Source organism: Myroides odoratus (assembly GCF_965118575.1).
Classification (GTDB): Bacteria; Bacteroidota; Bacteroidia; order Flavobacteriales; family Flavobacteriaceae; genus Flavobacterium; species Flavobacterium odoratum_B.
Genome location: NZ_CBCPHW010000012.1, coordinates 49,896 through 70,856, shown reverse-complemented (window position 1 = coordinate 70,856; position 20,961 = coordinate 49,896). Strand labels below are relative to the sequence as shown.

Annotated in this window: 16 protein-coding genes; 3 read left to right on the top strand and 13 right to left on the bottom strand. The window is 34.3% G+C overall.

The features are described 5' to 3' along the window. Positions 1 to 20 precede the first annotated feature (20 nt). The 4 genes from ACMHJ2_RS11315 to ACMHJ2_RS11300 all read right to left on the bottom strand — a co-directional run bounded on the left by ACMHJ2_RS11315 (position 21) and on the right by ACMHJ2_RS11300 (position 5,806). The gene (locus ACMHJ2_RS11315; protein ID WP_413512966.1) at positions 21 to 3,044 is read right to left on the bottom strand and encodes a tetratricopeptide repeat protein; all 3,024 of its coding nucleotides are present in this window, start codon (positions 3,042 to 3,044) and stop codon (positions 21 to 23) included. A 360-nt stretch (positions 3,045 to 3,404) separates the two neighbouring features. Continuing rightward, complete coding sequence (locus ACMHJ2_RS11310) at positions 3,405 to 4,673, bottom strand: acetyl-CoA hydrolase/transferase family protein (RefSeq protein WP_413512965.1); 1,269 nt, start codon at positions 4,671 to 4,673, stop codon at positions 3,405 to 3,407. Between the two features lie 115 nt (positions 4,674 to 4,788). Then, a complete protein-coding gene (locus tag ACMHJ2_RS11305) occupies positions 4,789 to 5,190 on the bottom strand; it encodes a DUF3995 domain-containing protein (RefSeq protein ID WP_413512964.1) in 402 nt (133 codons plus the stop codon). Between the two features lie 55 nt (positions 5,191 to 5,245). After that, positions 5,246 to 5,806 (bottom strand): Crp/Fnr family transcriptional regulator, encoded by a 561-nt coding sequence (locus ACMHJ2_RS11300; protein WP_413512963.1) that lies wholly within the window; start codon positions 5,804 to 5,806, stop codon positions 5,246 to 5,248. Between the two features lie 169 nt (positions 5,807 to 5,975). On the opposite strand from ACMHJ2_RS11300, the gene ACMHJ2_RS11295 reads away from it, so the two are divergent. The 3 genes from ACMHJ2_RS11295 (at position 5,976) to pheT (ending at position 11,093) form a co-directional block, all read left to right on the top strand. After that, on the top strand, positions 5,976 to 8,150 hold the full coding sequence (locus tag ACMHJ2_RS11295; RefSeq protein WP_413512962.1) for an endonuclease MutS2: 2,175 nt from the start codon (positions 5,976 to 5,978) through the stop codon (positions 8,148 to 8,150). Continuing rightward, positions 8,147 to 8,566, top strand: a complete 420-nt coding sequence (locus ACMHJ2_RS11290) for a thiol-disulfide oxidoreductase DCC family protein (RefSeq protein WP_413512961.1) — start codon at positions 8,147 to 8,149, stop codon at positions 8,564 to 8,566. Before ACMHJ2_RS11295 ends, ACMHJ2_RS11290 begins: the two co-directional genes overlap by 4 nt. 91 nt (positions 8,567 to 8,657) lie before the next feature. Next, a complete protein-coding gene (gene pheT, locus ACMHJ2_RS11285; RefSeq protein ID WP_413512960.1) occupies positions 8,658 to 11,093 on the top strand; it encodes a phenylalanine--tRNA ligase subunit beta in 2,436 nt (811 codons plus the stop codon). 362 nt (positions 11,094 to 11,455) lie between these two features. Here pheT and sucD read toward each other — a convergent pair whose 3' ends face one another. The 9 genes from sucD to yaaA all read right to left on the bottom strand — a co-directional run bounded on the left by sucD (position 11,456) and on the right by yaaA (position 20,928). Further along, positions 11,456 to 12,328 (bottom strand): succinate--CoA ligase subunit alpha, encoded by an 873-nt coding sequence (sucD, locus tag ACMHJ2_RS11280; protein ID WP_413512959.1) that lies wholly within the window; start codon positions 12,326 to 12,328, stop codon positions 11,456 to 11,458. Positions 12,329 to 12,468: 140 nt separating this feature from the next. Continuing rightward, positions 12,469 to 13,413, bottom strand: a complete 945-nt coding sequence (locus ACMHJ2_RS11275) for a UDP-3-O-(3-hydroxymyristoyl)glucosamine N-acyltransferase (protein ID WP_413512958.1) — start codon at positions 13,411 to 13,413, stop codon at positions 12,469 to 12,471. Between the two features lie 7 nt (positions 13,414 to 13,420). Further along, positions 13,421 to 13,987 carry an elongation factor P gene (gene efp, locus ACMHJ2_RS11270; protein WP_413512957.1) on the bottom strand — a complete coding sequence of 189 codons (567 nt, stop codon included), beginning with the start codon at positions 13,985 to 13,987 and terminating at the stop codon, positions 13,421 to 13,423. 22 nt (positions 13,988 to 14,009) lie between these two features. Continuing rightward, complete coding sequence (gene lpxA, locus ACMHJ2_RS11265) at positions 14,010 to 14,795, bottom strand: acyl-ACP--UDP-N-acetylglucosamine O-acyltransferase (protein ID WP_413512956.1); 786 nt, start codon at positions 14,793 to 14,795, stop codon at positions 14,010 to 14,012. A gap of 10 nt (positions 14,796 to 14,805) precedes the next feature. After that, the gene (locus tag ACMHJ2_RS11260) at positions 14,806 to 16,197 is read right to left on the bottom strand and encodes a bifunctional UDP-3-O-[3-hydroxymyristoyl] N-acetylglucosamine deacetylase/3-hydroxyacyl-ACP dehydratase (protein WP_413512955.1); all 1,392 of its coding nucleotides are present in this window, start codon (positions 16,195 to 16,197) and stop codon (positions 14,806 to 14,808) included. A gap of 30 nt (positions 16,198 to 16,227) precedes the next feature. Further along, positions 16,228 to 17,244, bottom strand: coding sequence for a UDP-3-O-(3-hydroxymyristoyl)glucosamine N-acyltransferase (gene lpxD, locus ACMHJ2_RS11255; protein WP_413512954.1), 1,017 nt, complete (start codon positions 17,242 to 17,244; stop codon positions 16,228 to 16,230). 30 nt (positions 17,245 to 17,274) lie between these two features. Then, entirely contained in the window at positions 17,275 to 18,513 is a 1,239-nt protein-coding gene (locus ACMHJ2_RS11250; protein ID WP_413513013.1) for an HD domain-containing protein, read from the bottom strand. Positions 18,514 to 18,629: 116 nt separating this feature from the next. Further along, complete coding sequence (hutH, locus tag ACMHJ2_RS11245) at positions 18,630 to 20,132, bottom strand: histidine ammonia-lyase (RefSeq protein WP_413512953.1); 1,503 nt, start codon at positions 20,130 to 20,132, stop codon at positions 18,630 to 18,632. Positions 20,133 to 20,160: 28 nt separating this feature from the next. After that, entirely contained in the window at positions 20,161 to 20,928 is a 768-nt protein-coding gene (gene yaaA, locus ACMHJ2_RS11240; RefSeq protein WP_413512952.1) for a peroxide stress protein YaaA, read from the bottom strand. Between the last annotated feature and the right edge of the window lie 33 nt (positions 20,929 to 20,961).

Below are 20,961 nucleotides of genomic sequence, written 5' to 3'. Positions count from 1 at the left end.
CTTTCTAATTCGATTAAACCTTATTGTACGACAGATGAATTGCTTTTAGCCTCTTGAGTCTTAATTGTATTTAATTCTTGTTGAGCTTCAGCTACTACATCAGCAAACGCTTCAAAATTTTTAATTACATTATCCAAGATATAAGTTGCCTGATAAGCATCTTTCAAACTGTAAAAGTTTTTAGCCATCAATACCAATCCTTTTGCTCCGTAATACTTATAGGCAGAATAATCTTTCGCCAATTTTTGAACACTTTCATTAGAAGCATCAAACTTGTTATCCATACGCTTAAAGAAAGCATCATAATACAAGGCTTCTGCTGCCAATTCTCCTTTTGCAATTTTAGCTACATCTGCATACCCTTTTTTTGCTTTGTCGTATTGTTTATTTGCAAAAGCTGTTCGGGCAATAATAATCTGTGCATCACTTTTAATCTTATCGTCAATCTTAGCCAAACTCAATACTTGTTCTGCATAATTCAAAGCATTCGCATAATCTTCTTCTTGGTAGTAAACCTTCATCAAATTAGATTTTGCAAAAACTTTATTTTGCTCTTGGGCTGCTTCATTTTCTAATCTACTCAATATTAACAAAGCTTGATCTGTATCTTTATTTTTCAAATACATTTCTGCTAAACGCGACAATCCCACTTCCGAATATTCATTCTTATTTCCTCCTACCACAGCCAAATAATGAGATTCTGCCTTTTTGAAATTATTTTCAGCAAAATACATTTGACCTAAATAAAAATGAGCTTGTAAAGCTTTCAATCCTTTAGGATAGGAAGTTAAATATTTTTCAAAGCCAAGAATCGCAGCTTGCGTATTATTTTGCATATACTGTTTTTCTGCCGATTCATAGCTATCTTTATCTAATTCTAGGTCGCTAATACTCACAAACGAAAGTCCTTTTACCCAAACACCATACTCGTCTACTTTTCCTTGATCTACATAAACAAGTCGTGCATTTTGAACAGCCTCGATTGCTTCTGCGCTTGTTGGATATTTAGCTACAACTTCTTTAAATTTAGCTAAGGCATCCTCTGGTTTATTTGCATTATAATGAATCAACCCTTGGCGTAATAAAGCTTTAGAAGCATAGGAGCTTTTAGGAAAATCTTTCAACAATTGATTAAAAGTAGGTATCGCTTTTTGAGGTTGTTGCATCACAACATAAGTCATTCCTAGTTCATATAAGGCATTATCCGTTAAACTTGATTTAGGATAATCTTTGGTAAAGGCTATTAAATCATCTGCTTTTTTCTGCATACGATCCACAAATCCATATGCTAATGCTTTTTGAAAACGCGCATATTCGACATCTACTTTGTTTGCCTCAATGACTTTATTATAAGCCTCCATCGCTGGCCAATAGCCTCCCTCTACAAATTGACTATCTCCCAATCGCAGATATGCATCAATACGTCTAGCTTCATCTTTAGGCGCTGTTGCTATATAACTTTGAAATTGTTTAGCTGCATTGGCGTAGTCCTTTTGTTTAAAATAGGTATATCCTAAGCCGTAATTGACATTTTTATATTCGTTGGTATTCTTAGCCTGTGCACTTCCTAAAAAGCTAACATAAGAAGAGATGGCTTCAGAAAATTTATTTAAAGCATAATTAGATTCTCCTTGCCAATAATAAGCACGTGCGGTAAATACAGCATCTTGACGTTCTACTAAAGATTTATTAAACATCGCGAGTGCTTGCTCGTAGTTATTTTCCGCAAATAACTCTAGCCCGCGATAAAACGTAACTTTTTGATACGCTTCTTTATTAGCTACCGTCTTATTCTTTTCTAATAACGCTAGAGCTTCTGTAAAGTTTCTGGATGTGATATACGAATCAATTAACAGCCCTTCCATCTCTTCACGATAAGGTGAGCTTGGATATTTTTCAATGAAACCACTGATCACTTTTGGTGCACTTTGGTAAGCATTTCCAATATCATAACTCAATTTACCATAATTTAAATAGGCATCTTCTTGAATACTAGCATCGAAACGCATTTCCGAAGCATTTTTAAAGGCATTCAGCGCTTGGGTTTTCTTATGTGTATGTAAATAACTTTCTCCTAAATGGTAGTATGCATTTTGAGCAATTGAATTATCGCCATCGATAATTTTATTGAATTGCTCAATTGCTTTTTCATAATCTTTGGACTTGTAATACGCGTATCCCAATTGATAAAAATCCGTATTATTCCATTTGCCATTTTTCCCTTTGTAATCCAATAAATAAGGTAATGCCTTGTCGTATTGTTTAAGGTTGAAATAACTCTCTCCTATTATTTTTGAAAGCTCCGATTTTTCCTGTGGATTTGATTTGTCAATTTGCGCTAAGCCATCCGTAATGGCTTGTTCAAAATTGCCTGTTTTAAAATTCATATCCGCCTGGAAGTACCCCATTTTTTCTTTGTACTTTTCCTTGCTTTCTACTTTTTCAAAGAGTTTCTTCGCATCGTCAAAATTATCAGTATCGTAGGCAATGTATCCTAAATAATAGGTTGCTTGTTCTCCCCATTCTCCTTTTTGACTTACTTTTTCTAAGTATTTTTTTGCTTCTTTTTTATTCTTCATATAAAAAGAACTATATCCCTTTTCAAAGAAGAAGCGATCCGCTGTTTTTTCAGTTTCAATAACATGATCTTTTACTTTAGCCGCATAATGAGCAGCCTTAGCAAATTGCCCTCTCGAAAAATAGTAATCTGTCGCTTCGATATAAGCAATGTTCTGTTTAGAACTTGTTGGATAATTAGCAACGAAATCATCTATTTTATTTTCCGCTCCACTTTGATCCAATCGAATGGCACAATTGGCAATATAATACGCACAATCGGCTTCTATTTCTCTATTCTCTGAATTATTTTCTTTTTTAATTTTATCAAATAACAATTGGGCAGCCAAATACTCTTGTTCGTTATACAAGGATACTGCATGATTAAACGTTGCATAAGATCCCGTATATACAACTGTTTGTTGTGCATAAAGGCTCATACTACCTACAAGAGCAGCTATACAAGCCAACCTATTAATTCTACGCATTGATTTTCTTTTTATTTTAGTGTCAAATATAACGATTTATCCCTTTTATAAACAGTATCAACCTATATTTATTGTACAAAAAACAACTTAATGCTAGGATTCTAGGTTCAAACATTCGATTATTAATTCCTCCTCTTAACCCACCGCTTTTTCAAAGATGTCAAAACCGATTCCAACCGATACGTGGATTATTTCATCTTATATACATCTCTTTTTTCACACGAGTAAAAATCACTTTTTATGGTATACTTCTTCTTCCACACTATTTTTTAAAAAAAACTGAAAGCAAAAAACCAACCGATCAAATTGATTGGTTGGTTTTTATACACTTTTCATTTATTCTTAGTTTACGCTACTTTTTTATCCTTTTAAATTATCAAAGTAAGCTTTTGCAATTTCTTCTCTAAAATCTGGATGTGCAATTTCTGCCATAGCAGCAACTCTTTGTTTTAATGTTTTACCATACAAATTAGCCACACCATATTCGGTAACAATATATTGCGCATGCGCACGTGTTGTTACTACCCCAGCTCCTTGACGCAAATAAGGAACTATTCTATTATGACCTTGATTGCTTGTAGAAGACAATGCAATAATTGCTTTTCCTCCTTCACTCAACGAAGCACCGCGAACAAAATCCATTTGCCCTCCTACACCAGAATACATTTTATGCCCGATAGAATCTGCACATATCTGTCCTGTTAAATCCACTTCAATAGCAGAATTAATCGCTACTACCTTAGGGTTTTTGCGAATAATGGCCGTATCATTGACATAACTAGATTCTTTCAATACAATAAATGGATTGTTATCTACAAAGTCGTACAATTTCTTAGAGCCAATTAAGAAGGTAGCTAGTGCTCGTCCTTTGGCAATTTTCTTTTTTGAACAATCAATTACGCCATTTTTAATTAAATCAATCACGCCATCTGAAAACATTTCGGTATGTAACCCTAGGTTTTTATGGTTGTTCAATTGGGCTAATACGGCATTGGGGATAGAGCCAATTCCCATTTGAAGCGTACTTTCATCCTCAATTAAATTCGCTACATATTTACCAATAATGGCTTCTTTTTCACTAATCACAATTTCTTTTGCGGCATAAATCGGGCAATTGTGGTCTACAGCTAAATCAATCTTAGAACTATGCAAAACACTATCTCCGAATGTACGTGGCATTTGTGGATTAATTTGTGCAATCACAATTTTAGCATTCTCCATGGCAGCAACACAAGCCTCTACCGACACCCCTAAAGAACAAAATCCATGTTCATCTGGCGGAGAGACTTGAATAAGAACAACATCCACTTTTAAAACTCCTTTTCGAAAAAGCATGGGAACTTCACTTAAAAAAACAGGAGTATACGAACCATTGCCCGCTGCTAAGGTATGTCGTACATTTTTGCCTATAAAAAAAGAATTGACATGAAAACTATCCGCCAAAGCAGGATCTGCATACGGAGCCTCGCCTTCTGTATGAATATGACAAAATTCAACATTGCGAAGTTCACTTGCTCTATCACTGATAGCTTTGGTTAAAACATTAGGCGTTGCAGCAGCAGAATGTACATAAATTCGATCACCTGATTTGACAACTTTTGCAGCTTCTTGAGCGGATACATATTTCATAAATTAGTATTTCTTTAAATTAGTAGTATTCATCTTTTTAATCTGAATACAAATTACTGATTTTTAACAAAGAAATGAACTGATATTCATCATATCCTTTAAAAAACAACAAGTATTACAAAAAAAACAAGAAAAGATGACTTAAACACAAATAAATACATAAAGGAATAAAAACTGTTGCATCTTTCTGAGCAAAAGTTGTGTTTTTAATTTTTTTACTAATTCCCACATACTTAAAATCGCCAAATGCTCGCAAGCCAAACGCGATTCCGATCAACAAATAGCCCCACTTCCCAAAATCAAGGAAACCTATATTCCAAAAAGCACCACCAAACAAAGCACAAGCAACAAGCAAAGTCCCCTTTTTTTTGGGTTGAAAAACGGGAACACCTTCAGCTGTCGAAGGAATTGCATATTTTGTTCCCCATTTTCCGCCCATGGCCCAATACACGTGTATGCCTCCTAAAAACAAAAACACAAGACTATTTAGCCATCGAATACTTTCAATTTCTACCATATCATTCATTTTATATACCACAAAATTAAAAGATTGCAAAAAGCTTTACATTCACTTAAGTTAACTTCGTGCTATCTAGTCTTTTTTTTATTCTAGATAGTGATTGAGGCTGAATCCCAATATAGCTTGCGATGTGTTTTTGAGCCACCTCCTCAAGAATAGATGATTGATGGGTTTGTAAGTATATATAACGTTGTTCGGGCGTATAAAAAAGCAAAAAATCAATGCGTTCTTTGGCATTTAAAAAAATCGCATCCGACATCAATCTACCTATTTTTTGCCAATAAAAAGAAGATTCATACAAATCAAATAATTCTTTTTTGTGAATTAACAATACACGGGTATCTACTAAAGCTACTATCTCCATCAAAGAGGCTGTACCAGTAAGTAACCCTTCATAATGAGTAAATATATCCTTCTTCAAAAAAAAAGAAAAAGAAGTATCCTTTCCTTCTGCATCTAAATAAAACATACGCAAACTCCCTACTTCTACTCGTCCTACATAATCACATACTTCTCCTATTTTCAACAAGGTTTCCCCTTTTTTGATGTCTTTATAGGTAACAATATCTGCTAATGCTTCAACAATTTCATCAACCCAAACCTTATTTTTCATCTGATGCTTTTTTACTACTATACCTTATCGTTATTTCGCAACCCAAAGGTAAAACTATTCTATTTGGTCAACCTTTTTTATCTAATCAATTTCAACCTATCTTTATCCTTCTTCTCTCCTTTTTTCCATAAATAAGTAGTATTTTTGCTAGATAATCTTATTGTAACCCATGACATCGATTAACAAGAAGACTTTACAAGATTTAGAATTTAATACCGTTTTATCTTTCGTTTCTACCCTATGTGTAACAGAAAGCGGAAAAGAATTGGCTATGGAAATTGTTCCTCATCAAACCAAAGAGCAAACCCTTCATGCCTTAAAACAGACCTCAGAATATTTAGCTTCATTTACCAACAATAATGTAATTCCCAATCATTATTTTGATTCAATTAATTACGAATTGAAATTTTTAGGAATTGAGGATAGTTTTCTAGAAATCAGCAGTTTCAAAAAAATATACAACCTTACTGAAACCACGAGTACTCTCATCGCCTATTTTAAGAAATTTGACGATTATTATCCGCATTTATCTGAAGATACCGCCACACTTACTTTAGAAAAAAGCATTTTAAAAGAGATTGAAAACGTACTGGACAAGTATGGGGAAATCAAAGACAATGCATCCGTAGATTTATTATCTATTCGCAAGAGCATTAATTTGGTTCGCGGTAAGATTAACCAAAGTTTTGGTTATGCGTTATCCCAGTATAACAGTGCGGGTTATTTGGACGATATCAGAGAGACCATCGTTGAGAATCGCCGTGTACTCGCTGTTACAGCTATGTATCGTCGCAAGGTAAAAGGAAGTGTTTTAGGTCAATCCAAAACGGGTAGTATTATTTATATTGAACCTGAAGCAACCTTGAATTACTCAAGAGAATTAAATAATTTAGAATACGAAGAAAGAGAAGAAATTGTTCGTATTTTAAAAGCACTAACCAATTGTATTCGTCCGTTTAGAGAATTGCTCTTTGAATACACGAACTATTTAACCTTGTTGGATATTACCGCAGGAAAAGCAAAATACGCTTTAAAAATAAACGGTTTATTACCCGAAATTAGCGAAGAAAAGACCCTTTATTTCAGAGATGCATATCATCCCATATTATGGCTAAATAATAAAGAGAAGCGAAAAACAACGCATCCACAGACCATTCAACTTGAAAAAGACAGTCGTATTATTGTTATATCAGGTCCGAATGCAGGAGGTAAAAGTATTACCTTAAAAACAATTGGCCTACTTCAACTCATGCTACAATCAGGGTTGTTAATTCCAGTACATGAGCGAAGTCATACCTTTTTATTTGATCGTATTCTAACAGACATTGGCGATAATCAATCTATCGAGAATCACTTGAGTACGTATAGTTATCGATTGAAAAATATGAATTATTTTTTGAAGAAATGCAATTCAAATACGCTATTTTTAATTGATGAATTTGGAACCGGTTCTGATCCTGAATTAGGAGGTGCTTTGGCGGAAATTTTCTTAGAGGAATTTTACGATAGAGAAGCCTACGGAATCATTACCACACACTATACGAATTTAAAGATTTTAGCAGATCAATTGCCTCATGCAACAAATGCCAATATGCTCTTTGATGAAAAGTCACTAGAACCCTTGTACAAGCTAAATATAGGTCAAGCAGGTAGTTCTTTTACTTTTGAAGTAGCTCAAAAAAATGGAATCCCTTTTAGTTTAATTAATCGGGCAAAGAAAAAAGTTGAAACAGAAAAAGTTCGCTTTGATAAAACCATTGCCAACCTTCAAAAGGAAAGACATAAAATGGAACGCACCTCTCAAAATTTAAAAGAAGAGGAAACCAAAGCCAGAGAAGAAAGCAAAAAATTAGAAGGCATCAATGCTAGAGTTCAGGATAAATTGGAACGCTACCAAGAATTATATGATTCGAATCAACGTTTAGTTTATTTGGGACAGAAATTGGACGATTTATCAGACAAATATTTCAACAATAAGAGCAAGAAAACACTATTTAGTGAGATTCTGAAAGTAGTTGAAATTGAAAACTCCAAGCGCAAGAAAGTTACAATAGAAGAAAAAAAGAAAAAAGAGGTAGAACAAAAAACTTTACTTCAAGAAGTAGAGAAAAAAGTTGAAGTTATCCGCAAGGAAAAAAAAGAGAAGAAAGAAATTCTAAAAAAGCAAGAAGAAAGCAACAAAACACAATTCCCACTAAAAGTGGGCGATCGTGTGAGAATGCTAGAAGGAAGAGCTGTTGGAACTCTTGACAGTATAGAAAAGAAAACTGCTACAGTTAATTATGGTTTCTTTACATCTAAAGTAAATATAGATCAACTTGAAATGGTAGAACGAAAAAAATGATAGAACAACTCCCAAAGAATAAAAAGATCGTCCTCTTTGATGGCGTTTGCAACATGTGTGATACTGTTGTAAAGAAGGTTATTGCTGCTGATAAACAAGATCAATTCCGATTTACTTCTTTAGACTCAGAATTAGGGTTGAAAATCTTACAGCAGATTGGTGTAGATCGTGCCCAAACCGATAGCATTGTGCTTTATGTTCCAGGAGAAGCTTACTATATCAAATCTCAAGCGGCATTGACAATTGCAAAGTATCTTGGTGGCTGGTATACCTTTCTTACCGTTTTTTTTATATTTCCAACCAAATTAGCCGATTCGCTCTATGATTATATTGCAAAAAATCGCTATAAATGGTATGGAAAGAAAGACCAATGTATGATTCCAGATGCGTCTATCCGCAAAAAGTTCTTAGAATAATATGAACTTTCAATTTTAAATATTAACACCCAAATTATTTTACTTAAACTAAGGCAATCCGTATATTTGTCTTCAATAAAATTATTTTCGAATGCATATTTCATACAATTGGTTAAAACAATTCATTAAGTTAGACATCACACCCGAAGAAACATCAGAAATTCTTACGGATTTAGGGCTTGAAGTTGAGGGAATCACTCCATACGAAAGCTTAAAAGGAGGTTTAAGAGGAGTTGTTGTAGGGCATGTATTGTCTTGCACGAAACATCCCAATGCAGATAAACTAAATGTTACAAAAGTTGATTTAGGAACGGGAGAACCTGTACAGATCATTTGTGGTGCTCCAAACGTAGCTGCTGGGCAAAAAGTACCTGTTGCTACTATTGGCACAGAATTGTACGATGCAGAAGGAAATGCATTTCAAATTAAAAAAGGCAAGATTAGAGGTGAAGATAGCTTCGGTATGATTTGTTCTGCTGTCGAATTGGGCCTTGGAACAGATGGAAGTGGCATTTTGGTTTTGGATGAATCCATTACCCCTGGAACGCCTGCTGCCACTATTTTTAATATCACAACAGATCAAGTTTTTGAAATCGGACTTACACCTAATCGATCGGATGCAATGAGCCATTGGGGTGTTGCTAGAGATTTACGTGCAGGTCTTTTGCAAAATCAAACGATAGAAACCCCACACAAAGAATTAATTACACCTGCTGTAAGTAAGTTCAAAGTAGAAAGAAGAACACTTAAAATTGATGTAACCGTCGAAGATTACAAAAAAGCACCTCGTTATTGTGGGGTGACTCTTTCAGGTATTGAAGTAAAATCTTCTCCAGAATGGTTACAAAATCGATTAAAGGCAATTGGTATAACACCTAAAAACAATATTGTTGACGTAACCAACTATGTATTACACGATTTAGGCCAACCGTTACACGCTTTTGATGCATCAAAAATCAAAGGAAGTAAAGTATTGGTAAAAACCGTTGCAGAAGGAACAAAATTCACTACGCTGGATGGTGTTGAACGCACTTTACATCAAGATGATTTAATGATTTGTGATGAAAACGGGCCGATGTGTATTGCAGGTGTATTTGGTGGACTAAAATCTGCCGTTTCAGAAAACACAACAACTATTTTCCTAGAAAGCGCCTATTTTAATCCGGTAAGTGTTAGAAAAACAGCTAAAAGACATAATTTAAATACAGATTCATCTTTCCGTTTTGAAAGAGGGATTGACCCTTCTATTACGGAATATGCGTTAAAACATGCCGCTCTATTGATTCAAAGTGTTGCTGGTGGTGAAATCACTTCAGACATCGTTGATTTATACCCTAAAAAAGTAGAAGATCACTCTGTATTCTTGAACTTTAACAATATTAATCGTATCCTAGGAGAAGAAATTTCAAAAGAAACGATTAAAACTATCTTAGTTTCTTTAGACATTAAAGTACAAAGTATGTCTGATTTTGGATTAGGCATTACAGTTCCAGCTTACCGTGCGGATGTTACAAGAGAAATCGATGTAATTGAAGAAATTCTGCGTGTATATGGCTATAACAACATTAGTTTTTCATCTAAATTAAATGCGACGATTTCAAATAGTTCAAGAACTGAAGATCATCGTGTTCAGAATATTATTGCCAATCAATTAGTTGCTCAAGGATTTTATGAAATCATGAATAACTCTTTGACTACACCTGAATACAGCCAACTAACAGACAGTATCAATCCTAGTTATCAAGTTGATATTATCAATCCATTGAGTACAGACTTATCGGTTATGAGACAGTCTCTATTATTTGGTGGTTTAGAATCAATTTCATACAACATCAATAGAAAAAGCAGCGATTTACGTCTATTTGAATTTGGTAAAACTTACCACAAAATGCTAAATAATTTCGAAGAGCACAAACACTTCGCTTTATTTGTAACGGGTAACAATACGCCAGCTTCATGGAATTCTAATCAAAAACCAAGTGATTTCTTTGAATTTAAAGGATATATTAGTAGTATTTTAAGTCGTTTAGGTATTGCGAAATTTACAACGCAACCCACAGAAAATGATGCGTTTTCAGAAGGAATTACCTACTATATAGGCAAAGATGCCATTGTAGATTTTGGTGTGCTTAAAAAGGCTATAACAAAGCAATTTGACATCAAACAAGAGGTTAGTTATGCTGATTTTAAATGGGATATTCTTTTAAAAATAATAAGCAGCAAAATCAAATTCACAGAATTGAACAAATTTCCAACTGTGAAACGAGATTACGCTTTACTATTAGACGAAAAAGTTACGTTTGATGACATCTACAACCTAGTTAAACAAGTAGATAAAAGTCTTATTAAAGATGTCACTTTATTTGATGTCTATCAAGGAGATAAAATTGAAGAAGGCAAGAAATCGTATGCTATTTCAATCTTGATGGAGGACAATACAAAGACACTTACTGAAAGTCAAATTGAAAAGATCATGGGTAAAATCCAATACCAATTAGAAAATAACCTTGGAGCTCAATTGAGATAAAAAATAAAAAAATGCTGTCGTGATTTCGACAGCATTTTTTTTTATACCCTATTTTTATTTCGTCTAAAATAGGATCAAGTGCAAAAGCTGGAGATTGTTCAAGGCATCCTCTTTTTTGGATTCACTTTTCCAGTTCATGATTGAAATATGAAATGAGGATATCAAATCTTCACACCTAGCTTGTCCCCCATCGGATGTGTCCTTGGAAACAAGAAGTCGCGCATCCTAGACATCGCGCTTTATTAACTCCTTCCTAACTTTCGCTTGATTCCTAAAATACAATACAGCCACTTGCTAAAAATAACAACACAAAAAAAGCCACATCAAATGATGTGGCTTTTTTATATGCTATGAATTTAGGATTATCCTAAAATTTCTTTTACTTTTTTCCCGATTTCAGCAGGAGAATCAACTACGTGAATTCCACATTCACTCATGATTCTTTTCTTAGCAGCAGCTGTATCATCTGCTCCACCTACAATAGCACCTGCGTGTCCCATTGTTCTTCCTTTTGGTGCAGTTTCGCCAGCAATGAATCCGATAACTGGTTTTTTGTTTCCGTCTTCTTTAATCCATCTTGCAGCATCTGCTTCTAACTGTCCTCCGATTTCACCAATCATGATGATTGCTTTAGTTTCAGGATCAGCCATTAACAATTGAACCGCTTCTTTTGTTGTAGTTCCAATAATTGGATCTCCACCAATACCGATAGCAGTTGTAATACCTAAACCTTCTTTCACTACTTGGTCAGCAGCTTCGTACGTTAAAGTACCTGATTTAGAAACAATTCCAACAGTCCCTTTTTTGAATACGAAACCTGGCATAATACCAACTTTAGCTTCACCTGGAGTAATTACCCCTGGACAGTTTGGTCCTACTAATCTACAATCTCTAGTGTTAATGTAGTCATAAGCTTTAATCATATCCGCTACTGGAATACCTTCAGTAATACAAATAATTACTTTGATACCAGCGTCTGCAGCTTCCATAATAGCGTCTGCAGCAAATGCAGGCGGTACAAAAATGATTGACGTATCTGCACCAGCTTTTTCTACTGCTTCTGATACTGTATTGAATACTGGACGATCTAAATGAATTGTTCCACCTTTTCCTGGAGTTACACCACCTACAACGTTTGTACCATATTCAATCATCTGAGAAGCATGAAAAGTACCTTCGCTTCCAGTAAATCCTTGAACGATTATTTTTGAATCTTTATTTACTAAAACACTCATGATCTTGTTTTTATTTATTTTTAAAACTTACTCATACAAAAATAGACAATTCTAATCAGCTTTAAAACTTTTTAGTTGCAATCTTCCGCAAATAAGCTCAACAATTAACGATTAATTATTATTCCCTTTCTTCTGTGATCCTAGCTATTTGCCAATCGCTTCAAATCCTCTATAATAGATGGTATTCTCTTGGTATTGGCTAACTGTTTCAACTTTTCTCTTGACTCTTCTGCAGGATATCCGAAATAGACCTTTCCTCCTTCTAAGCTCTTAGAAACACCTGACTGAGCTAATACAACGGCTTTTTTACCAATGGTAATTCCACTCGTTGTTCCTACCTGTCCCCATAGTGTTACTTCGTCTTCAATTACTACACAACCCGCAATTCCTGTTTGAGCTGCAATTAAACAACGTACCCCAATAACCGTATCATGTCCAATATGCACTTGATTATCAATTTTAGCACCTTCTTTGATTCTTGTATCTCCAGTAACGCCACGGTCAATGGTACAAGCTGCACCAATACCAACATTATCTTCAATAACTACTCTACCACAAGATATTAAAGGATCAAACCCCTCTGGTCTCTTTTTATAATAGAAAGCATCTGCACCTAGAATTGCACCTGCGTGAATTGTAACATTATTTCCAATTACAGTTCCATCATAAAGTACAACATTTGGATGAATCATACAATTTTTTCCAATGACAACATTGTTTCCAATGAACGCACCTGGTTGTACAATCGTTCCTTCTCCAATTACCGCATCCTTTGCTTGTAATTGAGTAGCTGGTTTAAATGGATTAAAATAGGTTGATAACTTATTAAAATCTCTAAATGGATCGTCAGAAATTAATAAAGCCTTTCCTTCTGGACATACTACATCCTTATTAATAAGAATAATAGTTGCATTGGAATTCAATGCTTTATCATAGTATTTAGGGTGATCTACAAATACGATTTCACCTTCTTGTACAACGTGAATTTCATTCATACCATACACGGGGAAATCCGCAGATCCCACATATTGACAACCGATAATTTCAGCTATCGTCTGTAAATCTTGAACTTTTGAAAAACGCATCTTTTAGTTATTCTTTAATACGCTCCACGTAAGATCCTGTAGCCGTATCAATTTTGATTTTATCTCCTTCGTTGATAAATAAAGGTACGTTTACAGAAGCTCCTGTTTCAACAGTCGCTGGTTTTGTAGCATTTGTAGCTGTATTTCCTTTTACACCTGGTTCTGCATAGGTTACTTCTAAAATTACAGAAGAAGGCATATCTACAGATAAAGGCATATCCGTTTCTGCATTAATTTGAACCATTACCGTTTCTCCTTCTTTTAATAAATCTGGCGCATCTAAAATGTCTTTTAAAAGTGTAATTTGTTCATAAGACTCAACATTCATAAAATGAAACTGATCGCCTTCTGGGTATAAGTATTGAAATTTATGAGTTTCAACGCGTACCGTATCAATTTTATGTCCTGCAGAAAAGGTATTTTCCAATACTCTACCTGTTGTTACACTTCTCATTTTTGTTCTCACAAAAGCAGGTCCTTTTCCTGGTTTAACGTGTAAAAATTCTACAATTTTGTAAATGTCATTATTATGACGAATACACAAACCGTTTCTAATATCTGAAGTTGTTGCCATTTTTAAAAGCTTTATTTTATTATTAATACATTCCTGAATACCCACGCATAATTCCTCGTGAACTATTGCGAACGAACATAAGAATTTCATCTCTTTCTGGAGTTGCTTCCATTTCAGTTTCTATAATCTCTAGTGCTTGACTTGTATTGTAGTTCTTTTGAAATAAAATTCTATATATTTCTTGTATTTCTCTAATTTTATCAGGAGAATATCCTCTTCTGCGTAAACCTACAGAGTTTATACCTGCATAAGAAATAGGTTCTCTAGCCGCTTTAATAAAAGGTGGAACATCTTTACGAACTAAAGTACCCCCTGTTACAAAAGAATGAGAACCAATGGTACAGAATTGATGTACCGCTACTAATCCTGCTAATACAACATAATCTCCTATTGTCACGTGACCAGCTAAGGTACTTGAGTTAGAGAAGATACAGTTATCTCCAATGATACAATCATGTGCAATATGACTATAAGCTTGAATTAAACAGTTTTTTCCGACTATTGTTTTATATCTATCTCTTGTACCTCTGTTGATAGTAACACATTCGCGAATGGTTGTGTTATCACCAATTTCAACAGTTGTAATTTCGCCCTCAAATTTTAAATCTTGTGGTTCTGCAGAAATCACTGCACCAGGAAAAATCTTACAATTTTTTCCAATGCGCGCACCTTCCATGATTGTTACGTTAGATCCAATCCAAGTTCCTTCGCCAATTTCTACATTATTATGAATCGTAGTAAATGGTTCTATTACAACATTCCGTGCAATTTTTGCACCTGGATGAACATATGCTAAAGGCTGATTCATACTCTTTGGTTTAATTTTGTTTTTTAACTATTTGTGCCATCAATTCTGCTTCTGTGGTAATTTTACCATTAGCATAAGCAATGGCTTGCATATGACATATACCTCTGCGAATAGGAGTTAATAGTTCTAATTTAAAAACTAAAGTATCTCCCGGAAGTACTGGGTTTCTGAATCGAACATTATCTATTTTCATAAATAAGGTAATATAATTTTCAGGATCTGGTACTGAACTTAAAATTAAAATTCCGCCTGCTTGAGCCATTGCTTCAACAATAAGAACTCCAGGCATAACAGGCGCACCTGGAAAATGTCCAACAAAAAAGGGCTCATTCATTGTTACATTTTTCAGACCTATCACATGCTTATCCGACATCTCCAAAATCTTATCCACTAATAAGAATGGAGGTCTATGTGGCAAGAAAGACATAATTTTATTCACATCCATCAAAGGTTCTTGATGCAAATCAAAAGAAGGTACTTGATTTCTTTTTTCATTGCGAATAATCTTTGATATTTTTTTTGCGAAATTAGTATTCACCGCATGTCCTGGTTTATTCGCGATAACTTTACCTCTAATTCTAATTCCAATTAAGGCTAAATCTCCAATCACATCTAATAGTTTATGACGAGCGGCCTCATTCGGATAATGTAAAGTTAAGTTATCTAAAACACCATTTGACTTTACGCTAATTTCATCTTTACCAAAGGCTTTTTTCAAATGCCCCATAGTTTCAGAAGAAATCTCTTTATCTACATAAACAATAGCATTATTTAAGTCACCTCCTTTTATTAGTCCCTTCGCTAATAAATCTTCTAGTTCATGTAAAAAACTAAAGGTACGTGCTTCTGAGATTTCTACTTTAAAATCTTTCATGTCTTTTAAAGTAGCATTTTGTGTGCCCAAAACTTTAGTACCAAAATCAACCATAGTTGTTACTTGATAACTATCCGATGGCATAATGATAATTTCACTTCCAGTTGTTTCATCAACATACGAAATTACTTCTTTTACAATATACTCTTCTCTTTCTGCGTCTTGTTCAACAATACCCGCTTTTTCTACTGCTTCAACAAAATACTTTGATGAGCCATCCATAATGGGTGGTTCAGATGCATTTAACTCAACAATCACGTTATCAAGGTCGCACCCAACAAAAGCAGCTAAAACATGTTCTGTTGTTTGAACACGAACTCCTTTTTTCTCTAAGTTTGTTCCGCGTTGTGTATTAACAACATAATTCGCATCTGCTTCGATAACAGGATGCCCTTCTAAATCCACTCTGACAAAAGTAAATCCATTGTTAATTGGCGCAGGTTTTAATGTCATAACAACATCTTGTCCTGTATGTAATCCAACTCCCTCTAGGGTTACTTCACTTTGGATGGTTTTTTGCTTAACCATAATAAAATCTTTTTGTATTTCTATAGGTTACTATTTTTCGTTCTTTAGTGTATCTAAATCTTCGACTATTTTAGGCAAATTTCTAAAATGACTATACGATTTTAAAAAATCTGTATGCCCAATAGCGGGCGATCCTTGAACTGCTATATTTGACTCTAAATTTTTAGTCACTCCTGATTGAGCCTGAATTTTTACATTATCACCAATGGTTAAATGTCCTACAATTCCAACCTGCCCTCCAATCATACAATTCTTTCCAATTTTAGTAGAACCGGCAACCCCTGTTTGTGAGGCAATCACTGTATTTTCTCCAATCTCAACATTATGAGCAATCTGAATCTGGTTGTCTAATTTAACTCCTTTTCGGATAATTGTTGATCCCAATGTAGCGCGATCAATAGTTGTTGCGGCACCAATTTCAACATTATCTTCAATAATAACATTTCCTATTTGAGGTACTTTACTATAGGTACCATCTCCATTAGGTGCAAAACCAAATCCATCTGATCCTATAATTGTTCCTGCATGTATGGTACAATTTGATCCAATGCTAGATTCAGAATAGATACGAACTCCAGCAAATAGCACACTATTATCTCCAATTACTACATTATCACCTATAAACGTATTGGGATAAATTTTCACATTATCTCCAATTTTAGTATTTTTCCCTACATAACAAAAACTTCCTAAATACAAATCAGTTCCATAGGTAGCCCCCTCAGAAATTACACTCGGCTGTTCGATTCCCGATTTCATCAATTTCACTTGATTGTAATATTCTAAGAGTTTAGAGAAAGCTTTATAGGCATCATCAACTTTGATTAATGTTACCACCACTTCATTTTCTGGGTCAAAGGTTTTATTTACAATGACAACCGATGCTTGAGTGGTATATATATAATGGACATACTTAGGGTTAGCTAAAAAAGAAATAGAGCCTTTTACTCCTTCTTCAATCTTCGCTAAAGTAGACACCTCTTCTTGAGGATTACCTACTACTTCTCCTCCTAATACTGCCGCTATTTGTTCTGCTGTTATTTTCATCACCGCAAAAATATAAAATATAATTGAAAATTAACTTTCAAAAACGCTTTTTGGGTAACAAACAAAATGCTTTGTTACAGGTTTGGTTAAAGCTTTGAGATTTAATTGATCCGAAACGGACAAAACATCCGCAACTTGTCCATCTTTTCTCAAAATCATAATTGGCTCTTTATCCTTGCTATAGGCCTGATTCTTAACCTTTCCTTTAAACACAAAGTAACTAGCTAATTCGGCAGAAAGCTTATTTTTAACCTGAACCTCCTTTAAACGTTTTTCTAACTTTTCATGAACTAATTTTTTATCCTCAACAATTTTTATTCTCAACAATTTTCGGTTGACTATCATCTTACTCAATTCAGCTAACACAAAATCCTCATGAAATTGCCAGGCTTTCAAAGCGCTAATAATATCAGAATCATCCAGTAAGGCAAATTTATCCAATGCAATTTGTTCAAAATCTTCAAAAACTTCCTGATTTTCAAGAAAAAATAATAGCGCATGACTGCACCACAATTTTTCTCCTTTATTTACTAATTCTTTCGCTCGTTTTAAAATGCGCACTAAAATCAATTCTGCACAAACACTTGTTTTATGTAAATACGCCTGCCAATACATCAAACGACGACCTACCAAAAACATTTCTACCGAATAGATGCCCTTTTCTTCTACAACCAACTTATCATCTACAACATGGAGCATTTGAATTAAACGTTCTGAATTAATATCTCCTTCCGCAACCCCACTGTAAAAACTATCTCTTTTTAAATAATCCATGCGGTCCATATCCAACTGACTTGAAATCAATTGCAACATAAACTGACGCGGATATTCTCCTTTAAAAATTTGTATGGCTAAATCTAGTTTTCCGTTAAATTCTTTATTTAATTGATTCATAAAATAAAGAGAAATCGCTTCATGATGCACTCCTTCTACAATACTCTCTTCCATGGCATGAGAAAAAGGACCATGACCGATATCATGAAGTAAAATCGCAACATATAAAGCCGTTTCTTCTTCCTCTGAAATAGCTATATTTTTAAAGCGAAGTACTTGCACTGCTTTTTGCATTAAGTGCATACATCCTAAAGCATGATGAAAACGAGTATGGTGAGCTCCCGGGTAGACCAAATAAGATACTCCCATCTGAGAAATCCTTCTTAATCTTTGAAAATAAGGATGCTCAATCAAATCATAAACGAATGAATTGGGAATAGAAATAAATCCATAAATTGGATCATTCAGTATTTTTAATTTATTGCTTGTAATCAACGATGATAAATTAGTTTGTAATACGTGAAACAAATATAACATATATAATAAAAAGCTACCTCTCTTTTTTAAAAAAAAGAGGTAGCTTTTATATAAACGGTTTTAAAAAACTACAATTATTCTTCTAAATCAATTTGAAAGCTTCCTAAAAACGCGATTGTCTTTTCAATATCATAATGCAAAATACGATCTTCTGAAACGAAAGATACTTCTTCGCGATACGACTTAATAAAAGATTCGATAAATTCACTTGATTTAGCTGGACGTCTAAATTCCAATGCTTGAGCTGCGTTTAATAATTCAATAGCTAAAATACGCTCTAAATTATCTATAATACGCAAAGTCTTTGTAGCTCCATTTGCTCCCATACTCACATGATCCTCTTGTCCGTTACTCGATACAATACTATCTGTGCTTGTAGGGTTTGCTAAATGCTTGTTTTGACTAACAATACTCGCTGCGGTATATTGAGGAATCATAAAACCAGAATTTAAACCTGGATTTGAAACCAAAAAAGCAGGCAACCCTCTTAAGCCTGAAATTAGTTGATACGTACGTCTTTCTGAAATATTCCCCAGTTCTGCTAAAGCAATACCTAAAAAGTCAAAAGCCAAAGCCAATGGTTGTCCATGGAAGTTTCCACCTGACACTACCAAATCTTCTTTATAAAAAACATTAGGATTATCAGTTACAGAATTAATTTCTGTTTTAAATACTTTACTTACATATTCAATCGCATCTTTAGAAGCGCCGTGTACTTGAGGAATACATCTAAATGAATAAGGATCTTGTACATGTTCTTTTGAACGTCCAATTAATTCCGAACCTTCTAATACTTCAGTAAAAAATGAAGCCGTTTCAATTTGCCCGCGATGTGGTCTTACATGGTGAATTAACTCATTAAAAGGTTCTATTCTACCATCGAATCCCTCCAGTGAAACAGCCCCAATCAAATCTGCTAAATAGGACATTTTTTTTGATTTAATCATTACATAACAACCGTATGCACTCATAAATTGGGTTCCATTTAACAAAGCTAATCCTTCTTTGGATTTCAATTGGATTGGCTTCCATCCCATTTTTTCCAATACCTTACTCGCTGGTTGTCTAAATCCTTCATACATCACTTCTCCCTCGCCAATTAGAGGCAAGGTCAAATGCGCCAATGGAGCTAAATCTCCTGATGCTCCTAACGACCCTTGGGTATAAACAACGGGTAAAATATCGTGATTAAAGAAATCTACCAATCGTTCTACTGTTTCTAATTGAACCCCTGAATTACCATAGCTCAAGGATTTTACTTTCAACAACAACATAATTTTAACGATCTCATCCGGCACAATTTCACCTGTACCACAAGCGTGAGATTTCATCAAATTTTCTTGTAATTTCGTTAAATCACTATCGTTGATTTTCACATCACACAGAGAACCAAACCCGGTATTAATACCATAAATAGGCCCTTTATGTGTTTCCATTTTATTGTCCAGATACGCACGGCAATTGACAATATTAGCACGCGCCTCTTCTGATATATCTAACTTTTGATTTTGTATTATTATTTCATTTAGTTTTTCAATCGTAAATACATCTGAACTTATATAATGTACTGTTTCCATAATTTTATTGGCTATATTCTTTTATTTATTATCTTGTAAATATCAAATTATTCTTTGAGGATTCCGCCTCACTCCAGGCATAGCCCTCTAAATTAAATTTCTTTATCCCTTCTACCTCTTGGATATTATTATCAATAATATATCGCACCATCATTCCTCTAGCCTTTTTAGCATAAAAGCTTATAGTTTTCAACTTACCTTCTCTCAGTTCTTTAAACTCTGGAACTACAATAGAAGCATGTAGTTTCTTTTGATCAATCGCACTGAAATACTCATTACTTGCTAGATTCAAAAGCACCTCACCCTCTTTCATTTCTTTATTTAAATACGCAACTAAAATCGGTTTCCAAAAAGCATATAAGTTTTGTTTATCCCCCACTGCCATTTTAGTTCCCATCTCTAATCGATAAGGCTCTATTTCATCGAAAGGTCGTAAAATCCCATACAATCCAGACAAAATACGCAAAGTATCTTGCAAGCGCTCCATTTTATCTTCGGTTAGTGTATACGCATCCAATCCAACATAAACATCACCACTAAAAGCAAATACGGCTTGTCTAAAATCAGTTTCGTTTTTTTTATTTTTCTTATAGCTTCTCTCTTGATTTCTCTGCCAATTTAATTCTGCAAGAGTATTGGATATTTTCATCAATTCCATCAATTCGGCTGGTGTTTTTTTCTGTAATACACCCTGAATAAGCTTACTTTCTTTTACGAACAAAGGCTCCGTAGTAGCTGTAAAAGGCACTTTTGTATTATAATCTAAGCTCTTAGCAGGTGATACGACTATCTTCATCTTGTTTTTTTTTCAAATATAACTATTCTTCCC